Origin of the sequence: Frankia sp. AgB1.9, from assembly GCF_016786355.1 — a bacterium.
Classification (GTDB): Bacteria; Actinomycetota; Actinomycetes; order Frankiales; family Frankiaceae; genus Pseudofrankia.
In genome coordinates this window covers 82368-103143 of the sequence record NZ_JADWYX010000004.1, presented here as the reverse complement: position 1 = coordinate 103143, position 20776 = coordinate 82368, and the positions used below count along the sequence as shown (strand labels likewise).

Here is a 20776-nt window from a genome sequence, read left to right as displayed (position 1 = left end):
GGCGCGGAAAATCGAGGCTCGGCCACGGTCGTCCGGTTTGTTTACGGTTCCTTAAGGCGGTTACGGTTTCCTGAGGCGGTTGCGGACACCCCGGTCCGGGCCGGGCGCGCGGCGGCCGGCGCGACCCGGGCCGACCACCCGTTCCGCGGCCAGCCGCCCCGAGATCAGCACCATCGGCACCCCGACGCCCGGACGGGTGCCGCTGCCGGTGAACACCACGTTTTCCAGGCCCGGCGCGAGATTGCCCGGCCGGAACGGGCCGGTCTGCCCAAAGGTGTGTGCTGCCGCGAACGGCGCTCCGGCCGCGAGACCGCGGGCCAGCCAGTCCGCCGGCGTGGTCATCGACTCGACGGCGACCGTGGCGCCGAATTCCTCGTAGCCGTGCCGTTCCAGGGTCGCGACCACCTCGTCCCGGTAGCGCGGGCCGATGACCGACCAGTCGAGTTCAGCCCCGGCGAGCGCATTGGGCGTGGGGAACAGGACATGAAAGGCATGCCCCCCGGCCGGCGCGAGCGCCGGCTCGGTCATCGACGGGGCGCTGACCAGGAATGACGGGTCACTCATCAGCTCTCCTCGGTCGATGATCTCACTGAACGTGCGCCGCCAGGCCGCGCCGAAATGGATGGTGTGGTGCGCCGCGTCCAGCCGGTCCGCGTCCGGGTGCGCGTGCGCGCTCGCGCCGGCCAGCAGCAGGAAGCACGACGGCGAGTAGCGCAGCCGGGCCAGCCGGCGCGGCGCCACCGTGGGCGGCAGCAGCTCCCGGTAGGCGGTCGGCAGGTCCGGGTTGAGCACCACGACGTCGGCGGCGATCCGCTCGCCGGTGGAGGTGCGCACCGCCACCGCCCGGCCGCCGCTCACCTCCACCTCGGTCACCGCCGTGCCGTAGCGGAACGTCGCCCCGTGCTTGGCCGCGGCGGCGGCCATCGCCACCGGCACCGCGTGCAGGCCGCCCTCGGCGTGGAACACCCCGGCGACCGAGTCCATGTAGGAGATCACCGCGTAGACGCCCAGCGCCTGGTGCGGAGCGAGACCGGCGTACATCGCCTGGAACGAGAAGAGCCGGCGGGTCCGCGGGTCGCGCAGGTGGCTCGCGACCAGCCGGTCGAGCCGGCGGAACGCGCCGAGTGCCGCCAGCCGGGCGAGTGAGGGGCGCAGCAGGCCCAGCGGCGAGTCGAGCTGGGCGTCGATGAAGTCGCGCAGCTCGGCGCGGTAGATCGCCGTGACCGTCTCGATGAACCGCCGGTAGCCCGCGGCCTCGGCCGGGCCGCACAGCGCCGCGATCCCGGCCGCGGTGGCCTCCGGGTCGGCCCGCACGTCCAGCGCCGAGCCGTCCGCGAACCTGGCCCGATACATCGGGTCGAGCCGGCGCAGCGTCACCCAGTCGGCGAGGTCCTCGCCGGCCGTCGCGAACGCGTCCGCGAGTAGGTCCGGCATCGTCAGCACCGTCGGGCCGGTGTCGAACTGATAGCCACCCGAGCGCCACACCCCGGCCCGCCCGCCGGGCACGTCGGCCCGTTCCAGCACGGTCACCCGGCGGCCGGCCCCGGCCAGCCGGAGCGCGGCCGACAGACCGCCCAGCCCGGCACCGACCACCACCACGTGGTCCGTCGGCCCCGTCACCGTCCGCACATCGGCCCCCTCACAGTCCAGTTCCCGGCGGGGCCGGGTAAGCGCCCGGCGGCGCGGCGCCGGGTACGGTGCGTGCGTCCGCCCGGTCCGTCCCGCCTGGAGTACTCGCCGTGTCCCATGTCACCGTCTCCGACGTGCTCGCGGTGGCCGTCTGCCTCGTCCTGCTGGCCGTCGCGCTGAGTGGGATGTGGCTGCTGCTGCGCCCCCCGGTGACCGCCGTGCGCACCGTCGAGGGCGTGCGGGCTGTCGAGGTGCGGCTGGCGGACGGCCGGGTCGAGATCGGCGAGGACGAGCGGTCCGACGTGCGTGTCGACCTGACGGTACGTCGCCGGGTCGGCCGGACCGTGCCCCGACTGGTCAACGCGGGCGGCACGCTGCGCCTCGACGGGGAGACGAGCGAGGCGAGGCTGCGGCTGCGGCTGCCGCGCGCCACGCCCGCGCGGGTGGAGCTGCGGGCCGGCGAGGTCAGCCTGTGGGGGTCGGCCGGCGACCTGGAGCTGCTGACCGAGACCGCGACGATCGCCGGTCGGGAGCTGTCCGGGCGCCACGTGACCGCGCGCAGCGGGACCGGTGACGTCAACCTGCACTTCACCGGGGCGCCGGAACGGCTGGCGGTCGCCTGCGGGCCGGGCGCGATCACCGTCGTGCTGCCGGACGGCCGGTACGCCGTCGAGGTGGAGTCGGCCGACCCGGCGACCATCCCCGACGTCGACGTGCCCACCGACCCGGCCGCCCCACACGCCGTCCTGGTGCGCAGCGACGGCGGCCAGGTCCGGATCGGAATCGCTGTATCCGGTGGCGCCCTGCCCATCTGACGGCCACCTGTTGCGGCTACCCTCGCCGTATGACAGCGGTAGGAAGCGCGCCGGCCACACCCCAGCGGGCGCGCACCAGGTCAGTGAAGGACTTTCTGGCCGCGGGCGAGATCTCCTACTCCTTCGAGTTCTTCCCGCCCAAGACCGAGGACGGCGAGCGGGCCCTCTGGCAGGCGCTGCGCGAGATCGAGGCGCTGCACCCGGCGTTCGTCTCGGTGACCTACGGCGCCGGCGGCTCGACCCGGGACGGCACGATCCGGGTCACCGAGCGGATCGCCGCCGAGACGACGCTGACCCCGATCGGGCACCTCACCGCCGTCAACCACTCCGTCGCCGAGCTGCGCCAGGTGATCGGCAGCTACGCCGGCGTCGGCGTGCACAACGTGATGGCGCTGCGCGGCGACCCGCCGGGCAACCCGCAGGGCGAGTGGGTCGCCCACCGGGAGGGGCTGCAGTACTCCAGCGAGCTGGTCGAGCTGGTGAAGTCGCTCGGGGACTTCTGCGTCGGCGTCGCCGCGTTCCCGGACAAGCACCCCCGCTCGCCAGACCACGACAGCGACGCGGACTTCCTGGTCCGCAAGTTCGACGCGGGCGCCGACTACGCGATCACCCAGTTCTTCTTCGGCCCCGACGACTACTTCCGGCTGGTCGACCGGGTGCGGGCCCGCGGCTGCTCGGCGCCGATCATCCCGGGCATCATGCCGGTGACCAACGTCGCGCAGATCGAGCGGATGGCGCTGCTGTCCGGCGCGGACCTGCCCGCCGACCTCGTCAGCCGGCTGCGTGCCGTGGCCGACGACCCGAAGGCGGTCCGCGAGATCGGTGTCGAGGTCGCCACCGACCTCTCCGAGCGGCTGCTCGCCGGCGGCGCGCCGGGCCTGCACTTCATCACCCTCAACCGCTCCAGCGCGACCCGCGAGATCTGCCAGGCGGTGAGGACCCGGCGCGCCGGGTCCTCCTCCTAGGCGGGGGTCCGGGGGCCGTCCCCCGGGGCTGCATTCAGGAGGTGGGCTGCGGGAAGCTGACCGAAAGTCAGCGAACAGGGCTCGCCCACTCCCGCCTCCTAATCCTGGTCCTCGTAGGCGTCGAAGACGCACAGCAGCCACTCGTCTCGCAGCGGCTGCTCGCGGACCAGGGCGAAGCCGGCATCGTTGGCGGCGTCGACGACGGCCATGACCAGGCCCAGGTCGAGCGAGCCGAACACGGGCGTGATCTTGACAGCCAGCACCACCTGGTCGCGGCGGGTGTTGAAGAACTCGGCCGGGTCAAGGTCGTCCACACTGTCGACGACGCCCGAAATCTGCTCGCTCACGCGGGGGACTCTACGGGGAGGCGACGGTGCGGCGTAGGCGTACCCCCGTGCCGGGCCGGGACGGCTACCTGCGTGCGTGGTCCGTCACCCATGGTGGGTACGACCCCGCGACCGGCGGTGTGCTCGTCCGCCGGTGGCTGGGCCTGACCTACCTGTTCGCCCGGCCGCTCGCCGCCCTGGGGACCCCGCCTGCGGCGGTCACGGCCGTGGGGGGGGCCCCCCCGGCGCGCGCGAGGGCGCCGGCCGCCGCGGGCGGGCGCTGGCCGCTGCTCGCCGCGGTGATCGTGCTCGCCAGCGCCGTGCTGGACAGCCTCGACGGCGCCGTCGCGGTCCTGCGGGACCGGGTCAGCCCCGTCGGCTTCGTGCTCGACTCGGTGGCCGACCGGGTCGCCGACACCCTTTACCTGGTCGTGCTGTGGCTGCTGGGGGCGCCTGGCTGGCTCGCCGTCGCCGCGGGAGCCGGTCTGTTCCTGCTGGAGTACACCAGGGCCCGGGCCGGCAACGCGGGCTTCGGCGAGATCGGCGTCGTGACGGTGGGGGAGCGGCCGACGCGGGTGATCCTCACCGTCGCCGGGCTGCTCGCCGCCGGGGTGCTCCCGGCGCTGCGGGAGCCGGTGGCCGCCGTGACGACGGCGGCCGTGCTCGCGGTCGCGGCGGTCGGTCTCGGCCAGCTTGCCGCCGTGCTGCGGCGCGTCCTGCGGGGACGGTGAGCGCGGCCACCTCAGCCGGCGCTGGCGCGGATCAGGCCGGGCCGACGAGGTCCGCGACGATCCGGGCCGACAGCGCGACCAACGGCAGTCCACCGCCGGGATGGCTGGAACCACCGACGAGGAACAGCCCGGGCACCGCCGTCCGGTTCGCCGGGCGCAGGAACGCCGCGCGGGCGCCGTTGGACGACGAGCCGTAGATCGAACCCCCCGGCGTGCCGGTGCGCCGCTCGAGGTCGGCCGGGCTGATCGGCTCGTACCAGCGCAGCCGGTCCCGGACGTCCAGGCCGCGCGCGGCCATCAGCTCCAGCACCCGGGCCGCGTAGGTGGCGGTGAGGCCCGGGCGGTCCCAGTCGATGCCGGCTCGGCCTGGGCCGGGGTCGTGCGGCGGCGCGTTCACCAGGACGAACCAGGCCGAGCACCCAGCCGGGGCGAGCGCAGGGTCGGCGGGCGCGGACACGTAGACGGTCGGGTCGGTCGGCAGCCGGCCGCGGAAGACCGCGTCGAACTCGGCGTCGTAGTCCGCCGGGAAGAGCACCGTATGGTGACCCGTTCCGCCAGGCCCAATGGTCCTGGCCGTGGCCGGCACGTTGGTGGGTGGGCCGAGGGCCAGGAGCAGGGCGAAGCCGGACAGGGACGGCGTCGCCCGGCCGGCCAGCCAGCGGCCGGGCCGTCCCCCGGCCGAGCCGGCGAGCAGGCCGCCGTAGACCGTCGCCGCGTCCGCGTTGGCGACCACGACGTCGGCCGGCAACCGGCCACCGTCGGCGAGGATCACCCCGTCGACCCGGCCGCCAGGCCCACGGGAGATCGTCATCACCGGGGTGTCCAGCCGGATCTCGGCCCTGCGCTCGCGGGCCCGCTCGGCGATCGCCTCACCGAGGCGGTACAGGCCACCGGGTACGTACCAGCCGCCGTACCGGCGCTCGATGTGCGCGATCACGGCGAGCGCGGCCGGCGCGCGGCGTGGGTCGGAGCCGGTGTAGGTCGCGTACCGCTCGACGAACATCCGCAGCCGGTCGTCGCTGAGGTACCGCGCGGCCACGCCCCGCAGCGTCCGGCCGGCGGTCACCGCGCCGATCCCGCCCGGATGGGCTCCGGCCAGCCGCAGCAGCCGGCCGGCGGACATCGGGCCGGACAGGAACGTGTCCCGGGTGACCTCCCAGACCTTCGCGGCATGCGCGTCGAAGCGGGCCCACTCGGCGCCCGCGCCGGCGTACAGCGTGTCGTCGAGCTCGGCGCGCAGGTCGTCGTCGCCGGCCCGGGCGGCGAAACCGGAGCCGTCGGTGAACCGGTAGCTGGCGATCGGGTCGAGGCGGCGCAGCTCGACGCTGGCGGCCAGTGCCCCGCCGGTCGCGGTGAACAGCTCCTCGAAGACCTCGGGCATGGTCAGCAGCGACGGCCCGGTGTCGAACGAGAACCCGTCCCGGGAGAACCAGCCGAGCTTGCCGCCGAGCTCGGGCGCCTGTTCGCACACCGTGACGACATGCCCGGCGGCCGCGAGCCGGGCCGCCGCCGCGAGCCCACCGACGCCCGCGCCCACCACCACGATCCTCGCCACCCGGCGACTCTAACGATCCCCGGCGCCACGCACCGCCGCGACAGGGAACCTCAGTGGACCTGGCGGCCCTTCCAACGCAGCGTGCCCCGCCTGTGCCGCCACCAGGACAGCCCGGTGAGCCAGGCCAGCGCGCCGATCGACACCGGGTGGGCGGCGGCGTCCGGCCAGCCTCGTCCGCGGGTGGCCCTGGCGGTGACCAGCCGGCCGGCGACCCCGGCCAGGTAGCCGGCCAGGCCGGCCCGTGAGCCGCGCAGCGCGGCCAGCGCCGGCAGCACGAACAGCCACCCGAGCAGGCCCAGCTGGGCGGCGCTGGCCGCCGGCCGGCCACCACCCGCCGCCCACAACGACTTGGCGTACCCGTCGCGCAGCTCGCCGGCGCCCCGGTACATCCGGGTCACGGCGAGGTCGGTCCCGTCGGCGACGGCACCCCGCCCGCCGGCCCGCTTCACCGCCCGCAGCAACGCGATGTCCTCCAGCACCTCGGCCCGCACCGAGGCGTGCCCGCCGGCCCGCCGGTAGGCGGCGGCGTCGACGCAGAGCAGCTGTCCGTTCGCGGCCGACAGCGAGCCGCGCCGCGAGCGCTCGGCCGCCCGCAACGGCAGCAGCGCCAGGAACGACCACTGCAGCAACGGCTGGACCAGCCGTTCCAGGACGTCGACCGCCTCCTGCCGCGGGTACGGGCAGACCAGGTCGAGCCCGGCCTCGCGCAGCAGCGCGACCGTGCGGGCCAGCGCGTCCGGTTCGACCGTCACGTCCGCGTCGACGAACACCAGCACCGTGCCAGTCGCCGCCGCGGCGGCCCGGTCGCAGGCGTGCGGCTTGCCGAGCCAGCCGTCGGGTGGGCCCGCCCCGCGCTGGAGCACGACCCGGGGGTCGGCGGCGGCGAGCGCCGTCGTGATCACGCCGGTCGCGTCGCGGGAGGCGTCGTCGTGGACGATGACCTCCAGGTTCGGGACGTCGGTCGAGGCGAGCACGGCCGCGAGGCACGCACCGATCCGCTCGGCCTCGTCGCGGGCCGGCAGCAGCACGCTCACCCGCTCGGCGACCGGTCGGGCCGGCGGTGGCCGTCGCCAGATCCGGGTGTTGACGGTGGCATGCGCCGCGACCAGCACGGCCCCGGCCGAGCCGGACCAGACCGCCCCGCGGGCGGCCATCCCCACCAGCCTGGCCGTCCTTGTCGTGGTGGTCATCGCGGCGGGTCCGGGTCGACCGGGTCGGGGTCGGCCGGGTTCGAGTCGGTCGTGTTCGGCGGGCCGCGGCGGGACCGGGTCCCGGGTCGCCGCGCGGGAAGGGGCCGCCACCTGGGCGATCCGCCGCCGGTGGCGAGCAGGAGCGGGAGCCCCATGCCGACCCCGCCGACCAGAGCCACCAGGGGCTGCCCGAAGAACGCGACGCAGGCCAGCAGCCATGACCCGTACGTCCACCACACGAGACACCGCGGCACCCTGTCCCCTGTGGGCCACCCGTCCGCTCTGTTCCCGGCATGGCCGCGGGTGGGGTCTGGAAGGCGGTCCAGCACGGCGACGAGGACGGTACCGACGACCAGCCAGCCGGCCGTGTTGGTCAGCGGGATGCCGTTGAGGCCGGGGCCGTCGCTGGGCGCCCAGGCCCAGAAGCCCTCGGCGACCATCCTCGGGTCGAGGAACAGGTCCCAGCCGGCCAGCAGCATCCCGCCCACGAGCGCGGTCACCGCCCGGCCCGCCGTACCCGGGCCCCGGATCGTCGCGGTACGGCGACCGAACAGCAGAGCGGGGTAGGCCATCATCGACCAGGCCAGCGGGATGATCACGGGGACGCCACCGATCTCGGGCCCGAGACCGTTGGTGTAGGCATAGCGTCCGAACGGCCAGCCGGTGCGCAGCCCGACCACCTCGGCCACCAGCCCCAGCGTGACCGTGAGTGTCAGATAGCGCGCGGTGAACCCCCAGCCGCGCCGGTGCGCGGCGTGGCTCACCGAGGCGGTGAAGAAGGCCAGCACCTGGGCGGCCGTCAACCAGGCCCGACCGGTCCCGCCGGCGGCGAGCAGCGGGTACGGGATCTGCACGGCGACCACCGCCGCGGCCGCGAGCCAGGGCAGCGCGCCCGCTGCCCGCCCACCCGGGCGGCCTCCGGGCGTCGTCCGCCCGCGCCGGGAACTCGTCGGGGTGGCCCGCCCGCGCCGGATGCTCGTCGCGGTAGCCCGTTCGGCCGGCACGTCCGCGTGACCGGCACCCGGGCGCCGGTCGTCCGCGGCCTCGCTTGGCCTTCTCTTCTCATGGACGTGGTCCGCGCGGCCACCGCTGGGCGAGCCAGCTGGGGGACCGCCGAACGAGTCCGGGCCGAGACGCACGTCTCGGAGGTCTACAACGCTCGGGCGGGCCGGCCGAAACGGGCGGCCATCGCGCCGCGGCGATGCCGTGGGCCGGGTGGCGGCAGCTCCTTGCCGAGCACCGCGTAGGGGGTGTAGCTGCCCGGGAAACGGAAGTTCGACAGCAACGGGACGAAACCCTCGCTGGCGTAGAGCCGGCGGGCCCGGCTGTCCGGCAGCTCCAGCGCGGACAGCGCCGCGGTGCGGTAGGGCGCGTCGCGCAGCAGCTCCCGCAGCAGCTCCCGGCCGATGCCCTGGCCCTGGTACTCCGGCAGGACGTGCAGCTCGACGATCTCGAGGCAGTCCTCCAGCCAGTGCACCGACGCGGCGGGGGACAGCGCGGTGGCCACCACGTCATGCCACCACTGCCCCTGCCGGCCGGGCATCGCGTAGGTGACGCCGACCAGGGCGTCGTCGGAGGTCAGCGCGGCGACCGCGCGCAGGTCGCGCCGCTCCGTGTGCCGGCGGGCGTGCGTCATCCGGTCGCGGGCGGCGCGGACCGGATCCGCCTCGTGCACATCCAGGAAGGCCGTCTTGTAGACGCCGATCACCTCACCGAGGCGGGCACGCATCCGGGCGGGCGTCCAGCGCACCAGCCTGATGTCGGCACTCGCCAAGGCCTGCCTCGCAGTGAGTGGACGGGCGGTCGGGAGGTTGACGATAACCCGGCACTCTCGCCCCGTGCCCGGTGACCGAGTAACTGTCTCAAACGGGACACGGTGTGTCATCGCGCCGTCGTGGAACCGTCAGGACGCAGCGGATCCCGGCCGTCGACGGTGCCATGGCCGGCGAGGACCGCGAACCGGGCGAACAGCTCCTCGGCGTACCAACCGACCTCACCGGTCCGGCGGACGGCGGCGGCGTGCGCCGGGCGCCGGTAGGCGAACGCGCGGACGGCGGCGAGGCTCGGCCAGACGCTGAACGTGCCCTGCAGCCCGATCGGCGCCTCCCCGATTCCGATCGCGAGCGTCGGTGCCACCGTGCCGGCGGGGGTGGCTGGGCCGGCGGAGGTGCCCTCGGTCGTGGGGGTGCCGGCCAGGGCCGCGAGATCGGCGGCGACCGCGGGCGCGGCCCGCCAGAAACTGACCGCGTGCCGGGGCGCGAGCCGGGCCCTGGTCAGCACCGTGACCAGCCCGGGCGCCACCGGTCCCCGGGGTGGCAACGCTGTACCGGCCGTCTCGCCGGCCGCGGATTCGCCGCCGGCCAGGCCCGGGACCGCCAAGGTCAGCCCGTCTGCGTGATCGCCGTTTGCGCCCTCCAGTGGTTGCGGAACGGCCGCGGATGCGACCACTGGAGGGCCAAAGTCGCGATCATGGATGGCAGGCTGGCCCGCGGCCGCCGGGTTCCCGTCCGCGGGGTTCCCCGCTGGCGGGTTCCCCGCTGGTGGGGGGCCGAAGGGCTCGCGGCCCGACCAGCGGCCACGCCAGGCGAGCGGGCACAGCTCTACGTGGAAGTGCTCGTCGGCGATCCGCGCCCAGGAACGGGCGACCGGAGAGTCCCCGAACGCCTCGGCGGCGGCCGGGCTGTCCCAGACCGAGACCAGCCCCCAGCGGCGCGGTTCGGCGTCCCGCGGAGCAAAGGCCCCAGGGGTGCCCGTGCCGACCAGCCTGGCGAACGTGAGCCCGTCCACGCGGCGCAGTCGAGCCCGGTCCAGGGCCATCCGGCCGAGCGCTCCGCCGATCCGCCGGGTGGGTACCCGCCACAGGTCGACGGTCACCAACGGCCGCCCGGTGGCGCCCGGCGGCCAGCCGAGCGCCCCTCCCGGCGACGCCTTCTCCCACGACATTGACGCCTCCTCCCGGCCGGGCTACCGTCATCCTTGTTCGAACTTGTGTTCGAACACGGTGCGTTCAAAACGCGGTGCCGTTCAAGTAGTAGTGCCGTTCAAGCAACACCGTTCGAACCAACGTCGTTCGAGCAACATGCCGGGCGGGCCGGCGACTACGACCGGCGGCCAGCCGGCGCGGTGCACCTCGGGAGGGTGGAGATGACCAGCCAGCCAACACGGCGCCAGCAGTCGTCCGTGCCGCAGCAGGCCGGGCGTCCGCCCGTGTGCCCGCAGCCCGCCCTGCATCCCGTCCGGCCTCGGCCCCCGCAGTCTGCCAACGCGGTACGACAGGTTGCGTCGGCCGACCAGCGGGCCACGGTCCCGGCGGCCGGGATGCCGCGGCGCTCCCGGGATGATCTGCTCGCGGCTGCCCGGCACGGACTGGCCGAGGCAGCCTTCGCCCACCCGGCGGGGGAGCGGTACGCGCTCGCGCACCTGGCAGCGCTGCGGGTGGCCGCGGCGGTGCTGGCGGCCCGGGCCACGCCTCGGCCGGGCCGGCGCGGCCGGCCGGTGAGCGCCTGGCGGCTGCTGGCCCAGGTCACCCCTGAGCTCGGCGAGTGGGCCGACTTCTTCGCCGCGGGCGCGCCCCGGCGCGCAGCGGCCGAGGCCGGGCTGTCCGTCGTGTCCATCCGCGAGGCCGACGACCTCGTCCGGCAGGTGGAGATCTTCCTCGGGGTGGTCGAGGAGGTCCTGGGCCTGCCGTCTCAGCCGACGCTCATCGGGGCGGCGGCGCCGGTGGCGCGTTCCGGGACGGACTAGCCGTGCACCCGGTCCGCGCGCGCGGCTTCCCAAAGCCCCGTGACATCCAGTCCCGTGACGTCCGGCCTCGTGATGTCCAGTCCCGTGACGCCCAGTCCCGTGACGTCCGGCCTCGTGACACCCAGCCTCGTGACGTCCACCCGGTGGGACGGCCGCCCGGTCGCCCGGAGCCGGTGCTGGCCGCGCTGCGAGACCTGCGGGAGCTACGGGACCTGCGGGAGATCACCCACGGCGGGCCGGCCGACCCGCCTGATCTCGGTGACCCTGACCGGCTGCTGCCGGTGCCGGCGGCACTGGCCGGGCTGCTGCCCCGACGGGCGCTGGCGCGGGGGACGACGGTGGCCGTCGAGGGGTCGGCCGCGCTGCTGCTCGCCGTGCTCGCGGAGCCGTCCCGGGCCGGGGCGTGGTGCGCGGTGGTCGGCTGCCCGGCGCTCGGCCTGCTCGCCGCGGCCGAGGCCGGGATCGCGCTGGACCGGTTGGTCCTGGTGCCCGAGCCGGGCCCACGCTGGCCCGTGGTCACCGCGGCCCTGATCGATGCCCTCGACGTGGTGGCGGTCCGCCCGCCGGCGGAGGCGAAGTCGGCCGGCTCGGCCCGACGGCTCGCGGCCCGCGCCCGTGAGCGGGGCTGCCTGCTGCTCCCGGTCGGTGCCGGCTGGGAGGGCGCGGAACTGCGTCTGACCGCGGCGGAACGGTCCTTCCACGGCCTCGGCCAGGGGCACGGGCACCTGCGCGGTGCCCGGCTGCTGGTCCGGGTGTCCGGCCGGGGCGCGGCCAGCCGGCCCCGCCACGGCTGGCTCACCGTCGCCGGCCCCGGCCCGGTCGTCGAGCTCGACGGCGCCTCCGGCCCGAACCCCGTCACCGGAAGCCCCGCCTTCGGGCTGGACGGCGCTGTCGGTCAGAGCCAGGCGGCTGGCCTGGAGGCGGATGGCGTGGTCGCCGGGCTGGACGGCACCGCCGGGCCGCGCCCGGGCGCCGAGCCGGCGGCCGGCGTGGCGCGGGAGCTGCACGTCGTAGAGGGGGCCGCGTAGTCATGCCCGTGCGGATGCTGGCTGTGCACTGCCCGGACTGGCCGACGCTGGCCGCCGGGATCGGGCCCGAGGTGCCCGCCGCCGTGGTCGAGGCGAACCGGGTGGTGACCGCGACCGCGGCCGCCCGCGCCGCCGGGGTGCTGCCGGGGCTGCGCCGGCGCGACGCCCAGGGGCGCTGCCCGCAACTGCGGCTGCTGGCGGCCGATTCCGATCGGGACGCCCGGGTGTTCGAGCCGGTGGTGGCCGCGGTCGAGACCGTCGTGCCCGGCGCCGAGGTGACCCGGCCGGGCGACTGCCTGGTGCCGGTCCGCGGCGCGGCCCGCTACTTCGGCGCGGAGGCCCTCGTGATCGCCCAGATCCGTGGCGCGGTGGCCGCCGTCGCGGGCAACTGCCGGATCGGGATCGCCGACGGGCCGTTCGCCGCCGGGCTGGCCGGCCGGCTTGGCGAGACGGTGCCCGCCGGGGCCAGCGCCGGCTTCCTCGCCGGGCTGCCGGTGGAACTGGTCGACCGGCCCGAGCTCGCCGGGCTGCTGCGCAGGCTGGGGCTGCCCACGCTGGGCGCGTTCGCCGCGCTGCCGGCGGCCCAGGTGCTCGACCGGTTCGGCCCGGACGGGGCGCTCGTCCACCGGCTGGCCCGGGGTGACGACGAGCGGCTGCCGGAGCCCCGCGTCGTCCCCTCGGACCTCACCGTCGACACCCTCCTCGACCCGCCGGCCGACACCGTCGAGCAGGTCGTCTTCACCGCCCGCCGCCTCGCCGAGGACTGCCACGCGAAGCTGCTGGCCGCTGGCCTGGCCTGCGCCCGGGTCGCGATCGAGGCCGAGACAGAGAACGGGGAACGGCTGCGCCGGGTCTGGCGGCACGACGGCCCGCTGACCGCCGCCGCGATCACCGACCGGATCCGCTGGCAGCTCGACGGCTGGCTGTCCGCCGCGGCCCTGGCGTCGGAGGCCAGCCGGGCCGCCCCGCCCGGGACCGGCTACGGGCCCGGGTCGGCTGGGACCGGGCACGGGCCGACGGCGGGCGTGACGTGGATCAGGGTGGTTCCGGAGGACCTGCTGGCCGCCGACGGCCGCCAGCTGGGGCTGTGGGGTGAGCCGGGCGCGGCCGACGGCCGGGTGCGCCGGGCCCTCGACCGGGTCCAGGGCCTGCTCGGACCAGAGGCGGTCCTGACCGCCGAGGTGCGCGGCGGGCGTGACCCGGCCACGGCGGTCCGGCTGGTGCCGTGGGGCGAGCCCCGCGGGCCGCGCGACGCCACCGAGGCGGACCGGGCCGGCGCCCCGTGGCCCGGGCGGCTGCCCGCGCCCGCGCCGGCCACCGTGCTCACCGAACCGCGTCCCGCCCTGCTGCTCGACGCCGCCGGCGAACCGGTCGTCGTCAGTGGCCGGACGGTAGCCACCAAGGCGCCGGCCTGGCTGGCCGTCGACGGCCGCCCGCCGGTCCGGGTGACCGGCTGGGCTGGTCCCTGGCCGGCCGACGAGCGCTGGTGGGAGCCGTCCGGCCGACGCCGCGCCCGTTTCCAGCTGACCACCGAGGACGGCGACGCCCGCCTGCTGTTCGTCGAGGGCGGTCGATGGTGGTGGGAGGCGTCCTACGGCTGAAGCCGAGCGTGGTTCAAGGCCGGTCAGTGTGTCGACCGGCCTGGTGCCGGACCCGGCCTGGTTCGCTCCGTCTCGCCTTCGCGCATGATCGCCGTTTGCGTCCTGCGGTGGTTGCGATCGAGCTCGGAATGCAACCACGGGAGGGCCGAAACGACGATCACTCGGGTCGGGTCGGGTCGGGCCGGGTCGGGCCGACGTTGGGGGCAGCGGCACTAGATGCAGCGGCACTAGATGTGGTGACCAAGTACGCCGTGGCAGCGCGCGGCGGTGCCTGCCGGGGCGGCCCGGCGTCTGGGGGATAGGGCGTGAGCTGGTGGAACCCGGCCGTTTCGTGGGCGGAGCTGGAGCGGCGGATGTCGGGGCGCCCACCCCAGCCGGGCGGGCAGGGCGAGCAGGGCGGACCGGAGGGGGATGGCGGGGACGCGCCCGCGTGGTCGAGGCACCGGGAGCCCTACCGGCCGGCGCCCGAGCTGGTCGCCGCCGTGGCCGCGGCCCGCGCCGAGGGGGCGCCCGGCGCTGACGGAGCGGCCAGGCCGGCCCCGGCGGCGGCACCGTACGCCGAGCTGCACTGCCACTCGGCGTTCAGCTTCCTCGACGGGGCCAGCCAGCCGGAGGACCTGGTCGAGGAGGCCGCCCGGCTCGGGCTGTCGGCGCTCGCGCTCACCGACCACGACGGCATGTACGGGGTGGTCCGGTTCGCGGAGGCCGCCGAACAGGTAGGCCTGCGGACGCTCTACGGGGTGGAGGTCTCCCTGGCCTCGGCGCCGAACCCGGGCCAGCCCGCGGCGGGGCCAGACACGGGCGAGCCCCGTACGGGCCCGCGTCTGCCGGGGCCGCCCGGCGCGGCGCCGGCCCCGCGCCCGGGGGTACCCGACCCGGCCGGCGATCACCTGCTCGTGCTGGCCCGGACTCCGGAGGGGTACCGCCGGCTGTCGCGGGCGGTGTCCGACGCGCACCTGGCCGGCGGGGAGAAGGGCCGCCCGCTGACCAGCCTGGACGTGCTCGCCGCCGCGGCCGGCGACGGGCACTGGCAGATCCTGACCGGCTGCCGCAAGGGGCTGGTACCCGCCGCGTTGGCCGCCGGCGGCCTCGACGCCGCCCGTCTCGCCCTCGACGGGCTGGTCGGCCGGTTCGGCCGGGACAACGTCGCCGTCGAGCTGTGGGACCACGCGCACCCGCTCGACTCGGACCGCAACGACGCCCTGTACGGCCTCGCTCAGGAGGCCGGGCTGACCTGCGTCGCCACGAACAACGTCCACTACGCCACGCCGTCGGCCGGTCGGCTCGCCGCGGTGATGGCCTCGATCCGGGCCCGCCGGTCGCTCGACGAGATGGACGGCCACCTGCCGCCGGCCGGCGCCGCGCACCTGCGGTCCGGCGCCGAGATGGCCGACCGGTTCGCCCGGTATCCGGGCGCGGTGGAGGCGGCGGCACGGGTCGGGACCGAGAGCGCCTTCAACCTGCGGCTCGTCGCCCCGAGGCTGCCGGACTTCCCGGTGCCACCCGGGCACACCGAGGCCAGCTGGCTGCGGCTGCTGACCATGCAGGGCGCGGCCCGCCGGTACGGGCCGCCGGTACGGGAGCGGGTCGGCGGCGCCTACGACCAGCTCGCCCACGAGCTCACCCTGATCGAGTCGCTCGGCTTCCCCGGCTACTTCCTGATCGTCCACGACATCGTCGAGTTCTGCCGCCGGGAGGACATTCTCTGCCAGGGCCGTGGCTCGGCGGCGAACTCGGCGGTCTGCTACGCGCTGGGCATCACCGGCGTCGACGCGGTCTCCTTCGGCCTGCTGTTCGAGCGGTTCCTCGCCCCGGAGCGGGACGGGCCGCCGGACATCGACCTAGACATCGAGTCCGGCCGCCGTGAGGAGGTCATCCAGTACGTCTACGGCCGCTACGGCCGGGACCGCGCCGCCCAGGTGGCCAACGTCATCAGCTACCGGTCCCGCTCGGCGGTCCGCGACGTCGCCCGCGCGCTCGGTTTCTCCCCCGGCCAACAGGACGCCTGGTCCTCCGGCCTCGACCGCTGGTCCCCGCTACCCACCGCCGCGCCAGCGGCCCCGGCGGCGACCGTCCCTGCCCCGACCATCCCGGCCGCGGCCGCCCTCGCGCCGGCGCTCGCGGGTGGCCGGAACGTGCCCCCGCGGCGCGGAGGCGCGCAGCCCCGGAGGCCCCTGGACGAGCGCCGGGGTTCCTGCGGAATCGGCGAAGCCGATTTCGGAGGTCGTGAAGTCCCGGGGCCGCAGGGGCTGTCGCCGGAGCGCACCGTTCGCTCCGGAGGACGCGGCCCGGAGGTACCGACCGAGCCGCCAGGCGAGGTCGGTGCCGCAGGGCCGCGCCCGGACGGAGCGGACCAAGGCAACACAGCGATCCCCGTCGAGGTGGTCGGGCTTGCCGGGCAGCTGCTCGGGTTCCCGCGTCATCTGGGCATCCACTCGGGCGGGATGGTGATCTGCGACCGGCCGGTGGCCGAGGTGGTGCCGGTGGAGTGGGCCCGGATGCCGGGGCGGACCGTCATCCAGTGGGACAAGGACGACTGCGCCGTCGCCGGGCTGGTCAAGTTCGACCTGCTCGGCCTCGGGATGCTGGGCGCCCTGCACCTCGCGTTCGCCCTGATCCGCGACCACCACGGCCGGCACCTGGACCTGGGGGAGATCCCGCCGGAGGACCCGGCCGTCTACGACATGCTCTGCGCCGCGGACTCGATCGGCGTCTTCCAGGTGGAGAGCCGGGCCCAGATGGCGACCCTGCCCCGGCTGCGGCCACGCCGGTTCTACGACCTGGTCGTCGAGGTGGCGCTGATCCGCCCCGGGCCGATCCAGGGCGGCTCGGTGCATCCGTACATCCGGCGCCGCAACGACCTCGAGGAGGTCACCTACCCGCACCCGCTGCTGGAGCGCTCGCTGAAGAAGACCCTCGGCATACCGCTCTTCCAGGAGCAGCTCATGCAGATGGCGATCGACGTCGCCGGGTTCACCGCGGCCGAGGCGGACCAGCTGCGCCGGGCGATGGGTGCCAAGCGGGCGACCGAACGGATCGACCGGCTGCGCGAGCGGTTCTACCAGGGCATGGCCACCAACGGGATCACCGGCGCCGCGGCCGACGAGCTGTACACGAAGCTCGCCGCGTTCGCGAACTTCGGCTTCCCGGAGAGCCACTCGGTCAGCTTCGCCTTCCTCGTCTACGCCAGCGCCTGGATCAAGCTGTACTACCCGGCGGCGTTCTGCGCGGCGCTGCTCAACGCCCAGCCGATGGGCTTCTACCCCCCGCAGAGCCTGGTCGCCGATGCCCGCCGGCATGGCGTCACCGTGCACGGCCCCGACCTGAACGCCTCCGGCGCCGGCGCGATCCTCCAGGGCGAAGGACGACCCGCCGGGCTGGCCGAGCCGGTGTGGGACGGGCAGCCGGCCGGTGAGCCGGTTCCCGCCCGGATCGGCGTCGGGGCCGCGGCCGGAGCGGAGGCAGGGTTCCTGCCGGATCGGCGGAGCGGATCTGGGAGGTCGGCTAGCGGGGCAGCCGGCGGTCTGGTGGGCCCGCGGCATCCGGCCGTCCGGCTGGGCCTGGCCGGGGTCCGCCTGATCGGGACGGCGAACGCGGAGCGGATCGTGGCCGCGCGCGACGTGGGCGGGCCGTACCGGGACATGGCGGATCTGGCGCGCCGGACCGGCCTGGCCGCTGCCCAGCTGGAGGCGCTGGCCACCGCCGGGGCGTTCGGCTGCTTCGGCCTGGCCCGCAGGGAGGCGCTGTGGGCGGCCGGCGCCGCCGCCCAGGCGAGGCCCGACCGACTGGAGGGGACGACGCTGGTCGGGGATCCGGCGGCGGTCGCGGCGCACCTGCCTGGGATGTCCGGCGCGGAGGAGATCGTCGCCGACCTGTGGGCGACCGGGATCACGCCGGGCCGCTACCCGACCGAGTTCGTCCGGGACCGGCTGGACGCGCTCGGCGTGGTGGTCGCCACCCGGCTGGCGCAGCTCCCGGGCGACCGGCGGGTGGTCGTCGCCGGCGTCGTCACCCATCGGCAGCGCCCGGCGACCGCGGGTGGGACCACCTTCCTCAACCTGGAGGACGAGACTGGCCTGGTGAACGTGATCTGCTCCCGGGGAGTCTGGGTCCGTCACCGCGCGGTGGCCACCTCCGCGCCCGCGCTGATCGTCCGTGGCCGGCTGGAGAAGGCCGACGGCGTGGTGAACGTGATCGCCGAGCGGCTCGAGCGCCTCCCGCTCGCCGTGGCCCGCAGTTCCCGGGACTTCCGGTGAGGCCGGGCGTCGGGGCGTCCGTCGCCGGATCACCCCCGTTCGATTACCATCGGTTATCTTCACGGTCGCCTTGGTTACCGAACGTAGGGATAGCCGATGTCTCGATGGATGGTGACGGTCGCCGGAGTGTCGGTGGGAGGCCTCGTCGTCGGTGTGGTCATCGGGTTCTCGCTGCCCGCCCGATGACGATCCCGGCTGCGGCGCCGTCGACGGGCCCACCGCTGGACGGCCAGGCGGGCGCGCCGGCCCAGCCCGCGGACGCGTACCGGGCGGCGGAGCGGGCCGACCCGCGGCACGCCGCCGTGTGGCGGGCGCTCACCGATGTGCTCGCGGCCGGTCCAACCGGGGCCGGGCTGACCGTGGTCGACGCCGGCGGCGGGAGCGGCGGGTTCGCCGTGCCACTCGCCGAGCGTGGCCACCGGGTGATGGTCGTCGATCCGAGCCAGGACGCCTTGGCCGCCCTGGCCCGCCGTGCCGCCGACGCGGGGGTGGCCACGCGGGTGACCGGCCGGCAGGGTGACCTGAGCGAGCTGAGCGCCGTGGTCGGTCCTGACCTCGCCCCGGCCGGCGGCGCCGATCTGTTGCTGTGCCACGCGGTCCTCGACCGGGTCGACGACCCGCGGCAGGCCCTCACCGCGGCGCTGCGGGTGCTGCGGCCCGGCGGCTGGCTGAGCCTGCTCGTCCCGGGCCGGGCCGGCACCGTGCTGGCGCGCGCGCTCGCCGGCAGGTTCGACGAGGCGGCCCAGGCCCTGGCTGGCCCGTACCTGCCGGCGCATGGCCAGCGCCTGGCCGGCGAGACCCACCGGTTCGACACCGACGAGATCGTCGGCCTCGTGCGCGCCGCCGGTGCCGAGGTCGTCGCCGTGCACGGGGTCCGCGTGCTCACCGATCTCGCGACGCCGCCGGCCGGCGGCGGGGACGAGCGGGAGCCAGCGGCCGGCTGGGCCGAGCGGCTGGCCGAGCTGGAGGCCGCCGTCGCCGCCCGCCCGCCCTACCGGGACCTCGCCGCCCAGCTGCACGTCCTCGCCCGCCGGACGGCGGCCGGACCGTGACCGGCGCGACGGCCGGCCCGGCCGGGACGGGCACCGACCGGTCGGTGGGCAGCCCGATCCTGCACGTCGACATGGACGCGTTCTTCGCCTCGGTGACCCTGCTGGAACGCCCGGAGCTGCGCGGCCGACCCGTGATCATCGGCGGCGGGACGCGCGGTGTCGTGCTGTCCGCGACCTATGAGGCACGCGCCTTCGGCGTGCGCAGCGCGATGCCGCTCGGCCGGGCGCGCCGGCTGTGCCCGACGGCGCTGGTGCTCCCGCCCGAGCGGCACCGCTACCAGGAGGTCTCCACCCGGGTGATGGCGATCCTGCGGGACGTCACCCCGCTGGTCGCCCCGCTCTCGGTGGACGAGGCCTTCCTCGACGTCTCCGGGTCCAGGCGGCTGTTCGGTACCCCGGCCGAGATCGCTCGGCTGATCCGCGCCCGGGTACTCGCCGAGGAGGGCCTGACCTGCTCGGTCGGAGTAGCTCCGACGATGTTCGTCGCCAAGATCGCCTCGACCCGGTCCAAGCCGGACGGCCTGCTGGTGGTGCCGGCGGGCGGGGTGCTCGGCTTCCTGCACCCGCTGCCGACGTCGGCCCTGTGGGGCGTCGGACAGGCCACCGAGGCGGCGCTGGACCGGCTGGGGCTGCGCACCATCGGCGACATCGCCGACTGCCCGCTGCCGACGCTGCGGCGCGCGCTCGGTCAGGCCGCCGGCGCGCACCTGAACGCCCTCGCGCACGGCCGCGACGAGCGCGGCGTGGACCCGGGCTCGACCGAGGTCAGCATCAGCGCCGAGCACACCCTGTCGGTCGACAGCGCCGACCAGGACGCCCTGGCCCGGGAGCTGCTGCGTCTGTCGGGTCAGGTGGCCCGGCGGCTGCGTGACCGCGGCCGGGTCACGAGGACCATCGGCGTCAAGATCCGGTTAGCCGACTTCAGCACCCTCACCCGGGCGCGCACGCTGCGCGAGCCGACCGACGTGAGCCAGGAGATCTACCGGGCCGCGCTCGAGCTGTTCCACGAGGCCGGCCTCGCCGGCAAGGCCGTCCGGCTGGTCGGAGTGCGGGCGGCGAACCTGACGGACGCGGGTGGTGCCGGCCACCAGCTCGCCTTCGACGAGCGGCCGGTCGGCTGGTCCCAGCTCGACCGCGCCACCGACGCGGCCGGCCGCCGTTTCGGGACCGACTCCGTCGGCCCGGCCAGTCTGCTGCCCCGCCAGCCGAGGCGGCCGGAGAGCACCTGAGCCGAGCCGCGTTTCAGCCAGCCGGCGGGATCAGCCTTCCCAGCGACGGCGCCAGCGCTCCTCGACCCGCTCCATGAAGGTGGCGCGGGTGCGTCGGCGCGGGGGGGGGGCCCCCCCGCGGGGGGGGGGGGCGCCCCCCCCCCTCCCGCCCCCGGGCGGCGCGCCCCGCCCGCCGGCCGGGCCCCCCCCCCCGCGCCCCCCCCCGGGGGGGGGGCGGGGGGGGGGGGGCGGGGGGGGGCCCCCCCGCGACGGGGGTCGGCGCCGCGCCCGCTCATCCGGCGCAGGTCGGCCGCTCCGCGCAGCGCGGCGGTCAACATGATCGAGAAGCCGAGAATGCCCAGGATGACGGTCAGCGTGGGCAGCTGGCTGAGAACGACACCCACGACGAGGACAGCGAGGCCGAGGACGAAAAGCACCGCGTTGCGACGGATCCGCCGAACCAGGTAGGTCCGCGGGTTCGTGGACCGGACCGCGCTCGCGAATTTGGGGTCGTCCTCGACAAGAGCGCGCTCGATCTGCTCGAGCATGCGCTGCTCGTTCTCCGAGAGCGGCATCTACGCACTCCTCCCTCGACCCCAGCTCCTCGGTGGCGCCGGCAGGACGGGCCACCTCGACCCGGCAGGGCCGTAACCCGGCAGGACGAACCTAACCAAGA

16 protein-coding genes and 1 pseudogene are annotated in these 20776 nt (G+C 75.9%); 9 read left to right on the top strand and 8 right to left on the bottom strand.

What is annotated here, in order from left to right:
- Nucleotides 1-60 precede the first annotated feature (60 nt).
- Nucleotides 61-1629: a phytoene desaturase family protein gene (gene crtI, locus I6A60_RS02755; protein ID WP_203016142.1), complete on the bottom strand. Its 1569-nt coding sequence runs from the start codon at nucleotides 1627-1629 to the stop codon at nucleotides 61-63.
- A 110-nt stretch (nucleotides 1630-1739) separates the two neighbouring features.
- On the opposite strand from crtI, the gene I6A60_RS02750 reads away from it, so the two are divergent.
- Nucleotides 1740-2444, top strand: a complete 705-nt coding sequence (locus I6A60_RS02750; protein ID WP_203016143.1) for a hypothetical protein — start codon at nucleotides 1740-1742, stop codon at nucleotides 2442-2444.
- A 29-nt stretch (nucleotides 2445-2473) separates the two neighbouring features.
- Nucleotides 2474-3409, top strand: coding sequence for a methylenetetrahydrofolate reductase [NAD(P)H] (metF, locus tag I6A60_RS02745; RefSeq protein ID WP_203016145.1), 936 nt, complete (start codon nucleotides 2474-2476; stop codon nucleotides 3407-3409).
- A gap of 98 nt (nucleotides 3410-3507) precedes the next feature.
- Here metF and I6A60_RS02740 read toward each other — a convergent pair whose 3' ends face one another.
- A complete protein-coding gene (locus tag I6A60_RS02740; protein WP_013423505.1) occupies nucleotides 3508-3756 on the bottom strand; it encodes a hypothetical protein in 249 nt (82 codons plus the stop codon).
- 26 nt (nucleotides 3757-3782) lie between these two features.
- Between I6A60_RS02740 and I6A60_RS02735 the strand changes: the two genes are divergently transcribed.
- On the top strand, nucleotides 3783-4466 hold the full coding sequence (locus I6A60_RS02735) for a CDP-alcohol phosphatidyltransferase family protein (RefSeq protein ID WP_203055546.1): 684 nt from the start codon (nucleotides 3783-3785) through the stop codon (nucleotides 4464-4466).
- Between the two features lie 31 nt (nucleotides 4467-4497).
- Here I6A60_RS02735 and I6A60_RS02730 read toward each other — a convergent pair whose 3' ends face one another.
- The 5 genes from I6A60_RS02730 to I6A60_RS02710 form a co-directional block, all read right to left on the bottom strand.
- Nucleotides 4498-6021 carry an NAD(P)/FAD-dependent oxidoreductase gene (locus I6A60_RS02730; RefSeq protein ID WP_203016149.1) on the bottom strand — a complete coding sequence of 508 codons (1524 nt, stop codon included), beginning with the start codon at nucleotides 6019-6021 and terminating at the stop codon, nucleotides 4498-4500.
- Nucleotides 6022-6071: 50 nt separating this feature from the next.
- Complete coding sequence (locus I6A60_RS02725) at nucleotides 6072-7211, bottom strand: glycosyltransferase family 2 protein (RefSeq protein ID WP_203016150.1); 1140 nt, start codon at nucleotides 7209-7211, stop codon at nucleotides 6072-6074.
- Nucleotides 7208-8350, bottom strand: coding sequence for a carotenoid biosynthesis protein (locus I6A60_RS02720; protein WP_203016151.1), 1143 nt, complete (start codon nucleotides 8348-8350; stop codon nucleotides 7208-7210). Before I6A60_RS02720 ends, I6A60_RS02725 begins: the two co-directional genes overlap by 4 nt.
- Nucleotides 8351-8361: 11 nt before the next feature.
- Entirely contained in the window at nucleotides 8362-8985 is a 624-nt protein-coding gene (locus I6A60_RS02715) for a GNAT family N-acetyltransferase (RefSeq protein ID WP_203016152.1), read from the bottom strand.
- Between the two features lie 107 nt (nucleotides 8986-9092).
- Nucleotides 9093-10154, bottom strand: coding sequence for a spheroidene monooxygenase (locus I6A60_RS02710; protein ID WP_203016153.1), 1062 nt, complete (start codon nucleotides 10152-10154; stop codon nucleotides 9093-9095).
- Between the two features lie 201 nt (nucleotides 10155-10355).
- On the opposite strand from I6A60_RS02710, the gene I6A60_RS02705 reads away from it, so the two are divergent.
- The 6 genes from I6A60_RS02705 to dinB all read left to right on the top strand — a co-directional run bounded on the left by I6A60_RS02705 (nucleotide 10356) and on the right by dinB (nucleotide 20121).
- Nucleotides 10356-10955: an SAV_6107 family HEPN domain-containing protein gene (locus I6A60_RS02705; RefSeq protein WP_238434602.1), complete on the top strand. Its 600-nt coding sequence runs from the start codon at nucleotides 10356-10358 to the stop codon at nucleotides 10953-10955.
- Nucleotides 10956-11098: 143 nt separating this feature from the next.
- A complete protein-coding gene (locus I6A60_RS02700) occupies nucleotides 11099-11983 on the top strand; it encodes a hypothetical protein (protein WP_307838672.1) in 885 nt (294 codons plus the stop codon).
- A 2-nt stretch (nucleotides 11984-11985) separates the two neighbouring features.
- On the top strand, nucleotides 11986-13584 hold the full coding sequence (locus I6A60_RS02695; RefSeq protein WP_203016156.1) for a DNA polymerase Y family protein: 1599 nt from the start codon (nucleotides 11986-11988) through the stop codon (nucleotides 13582-13584).
- 353 nt (nucleotides 13585-13937) lie between these two features.
- Nucleotides 13938-17840, top strand: a complete 3903-nt coding sequence (locus tag I6A60_RS41185; protein ID WP_238434634.1) for an error-prone DNA polymerase — start codon at nucleotides 13938-13940, stop codon at nucleotides 17838-17840.
- A gap of 182 nt (nucleotides 17841-18022) precedes the next feature.
- Nucleotides 18023-18892 carry a methyltransferase domain-containing protein gene (locus tag I6A60_RS02680; protein WP_203021634.1) on the top strand — a complete coding sequence of 290 codons (870 nt, stop codon included), beginning with the start codon at nucleotides 18023-18025 and terminating at the stop codon, nucleotides 18890-18892.
- Nucleotides 18889-20121: a DNA polymerase IV gene (dinB, locus tag I6A60_RS02675; protein ID WP_203021633.1), complete on the top strand. Its 1233-nt coding sequence runs from the start codon at nucleotides 18889-18891 to the stop codon at nucleotides 20119-20121. The genes I6A60_RS02680 and dinB overlap by 4 nt, the downstream gene beginning before the upstream one ends.
- A gap of 253 nt (nucleotides 20122-20374) precedes the next feature.
- Here dinB and I6A60_RS41180 read toward each other — a convergent pair.
- Nucleotides 20375-20675 (bottom strand): annotated as a pseudogene (locus tag I6A60_RS41180) (DUF3040 domain-containing protein); the annotation flags it as partial.
- Nucleotides 20676-20776 lie beyond the last annotated feature (101 nt).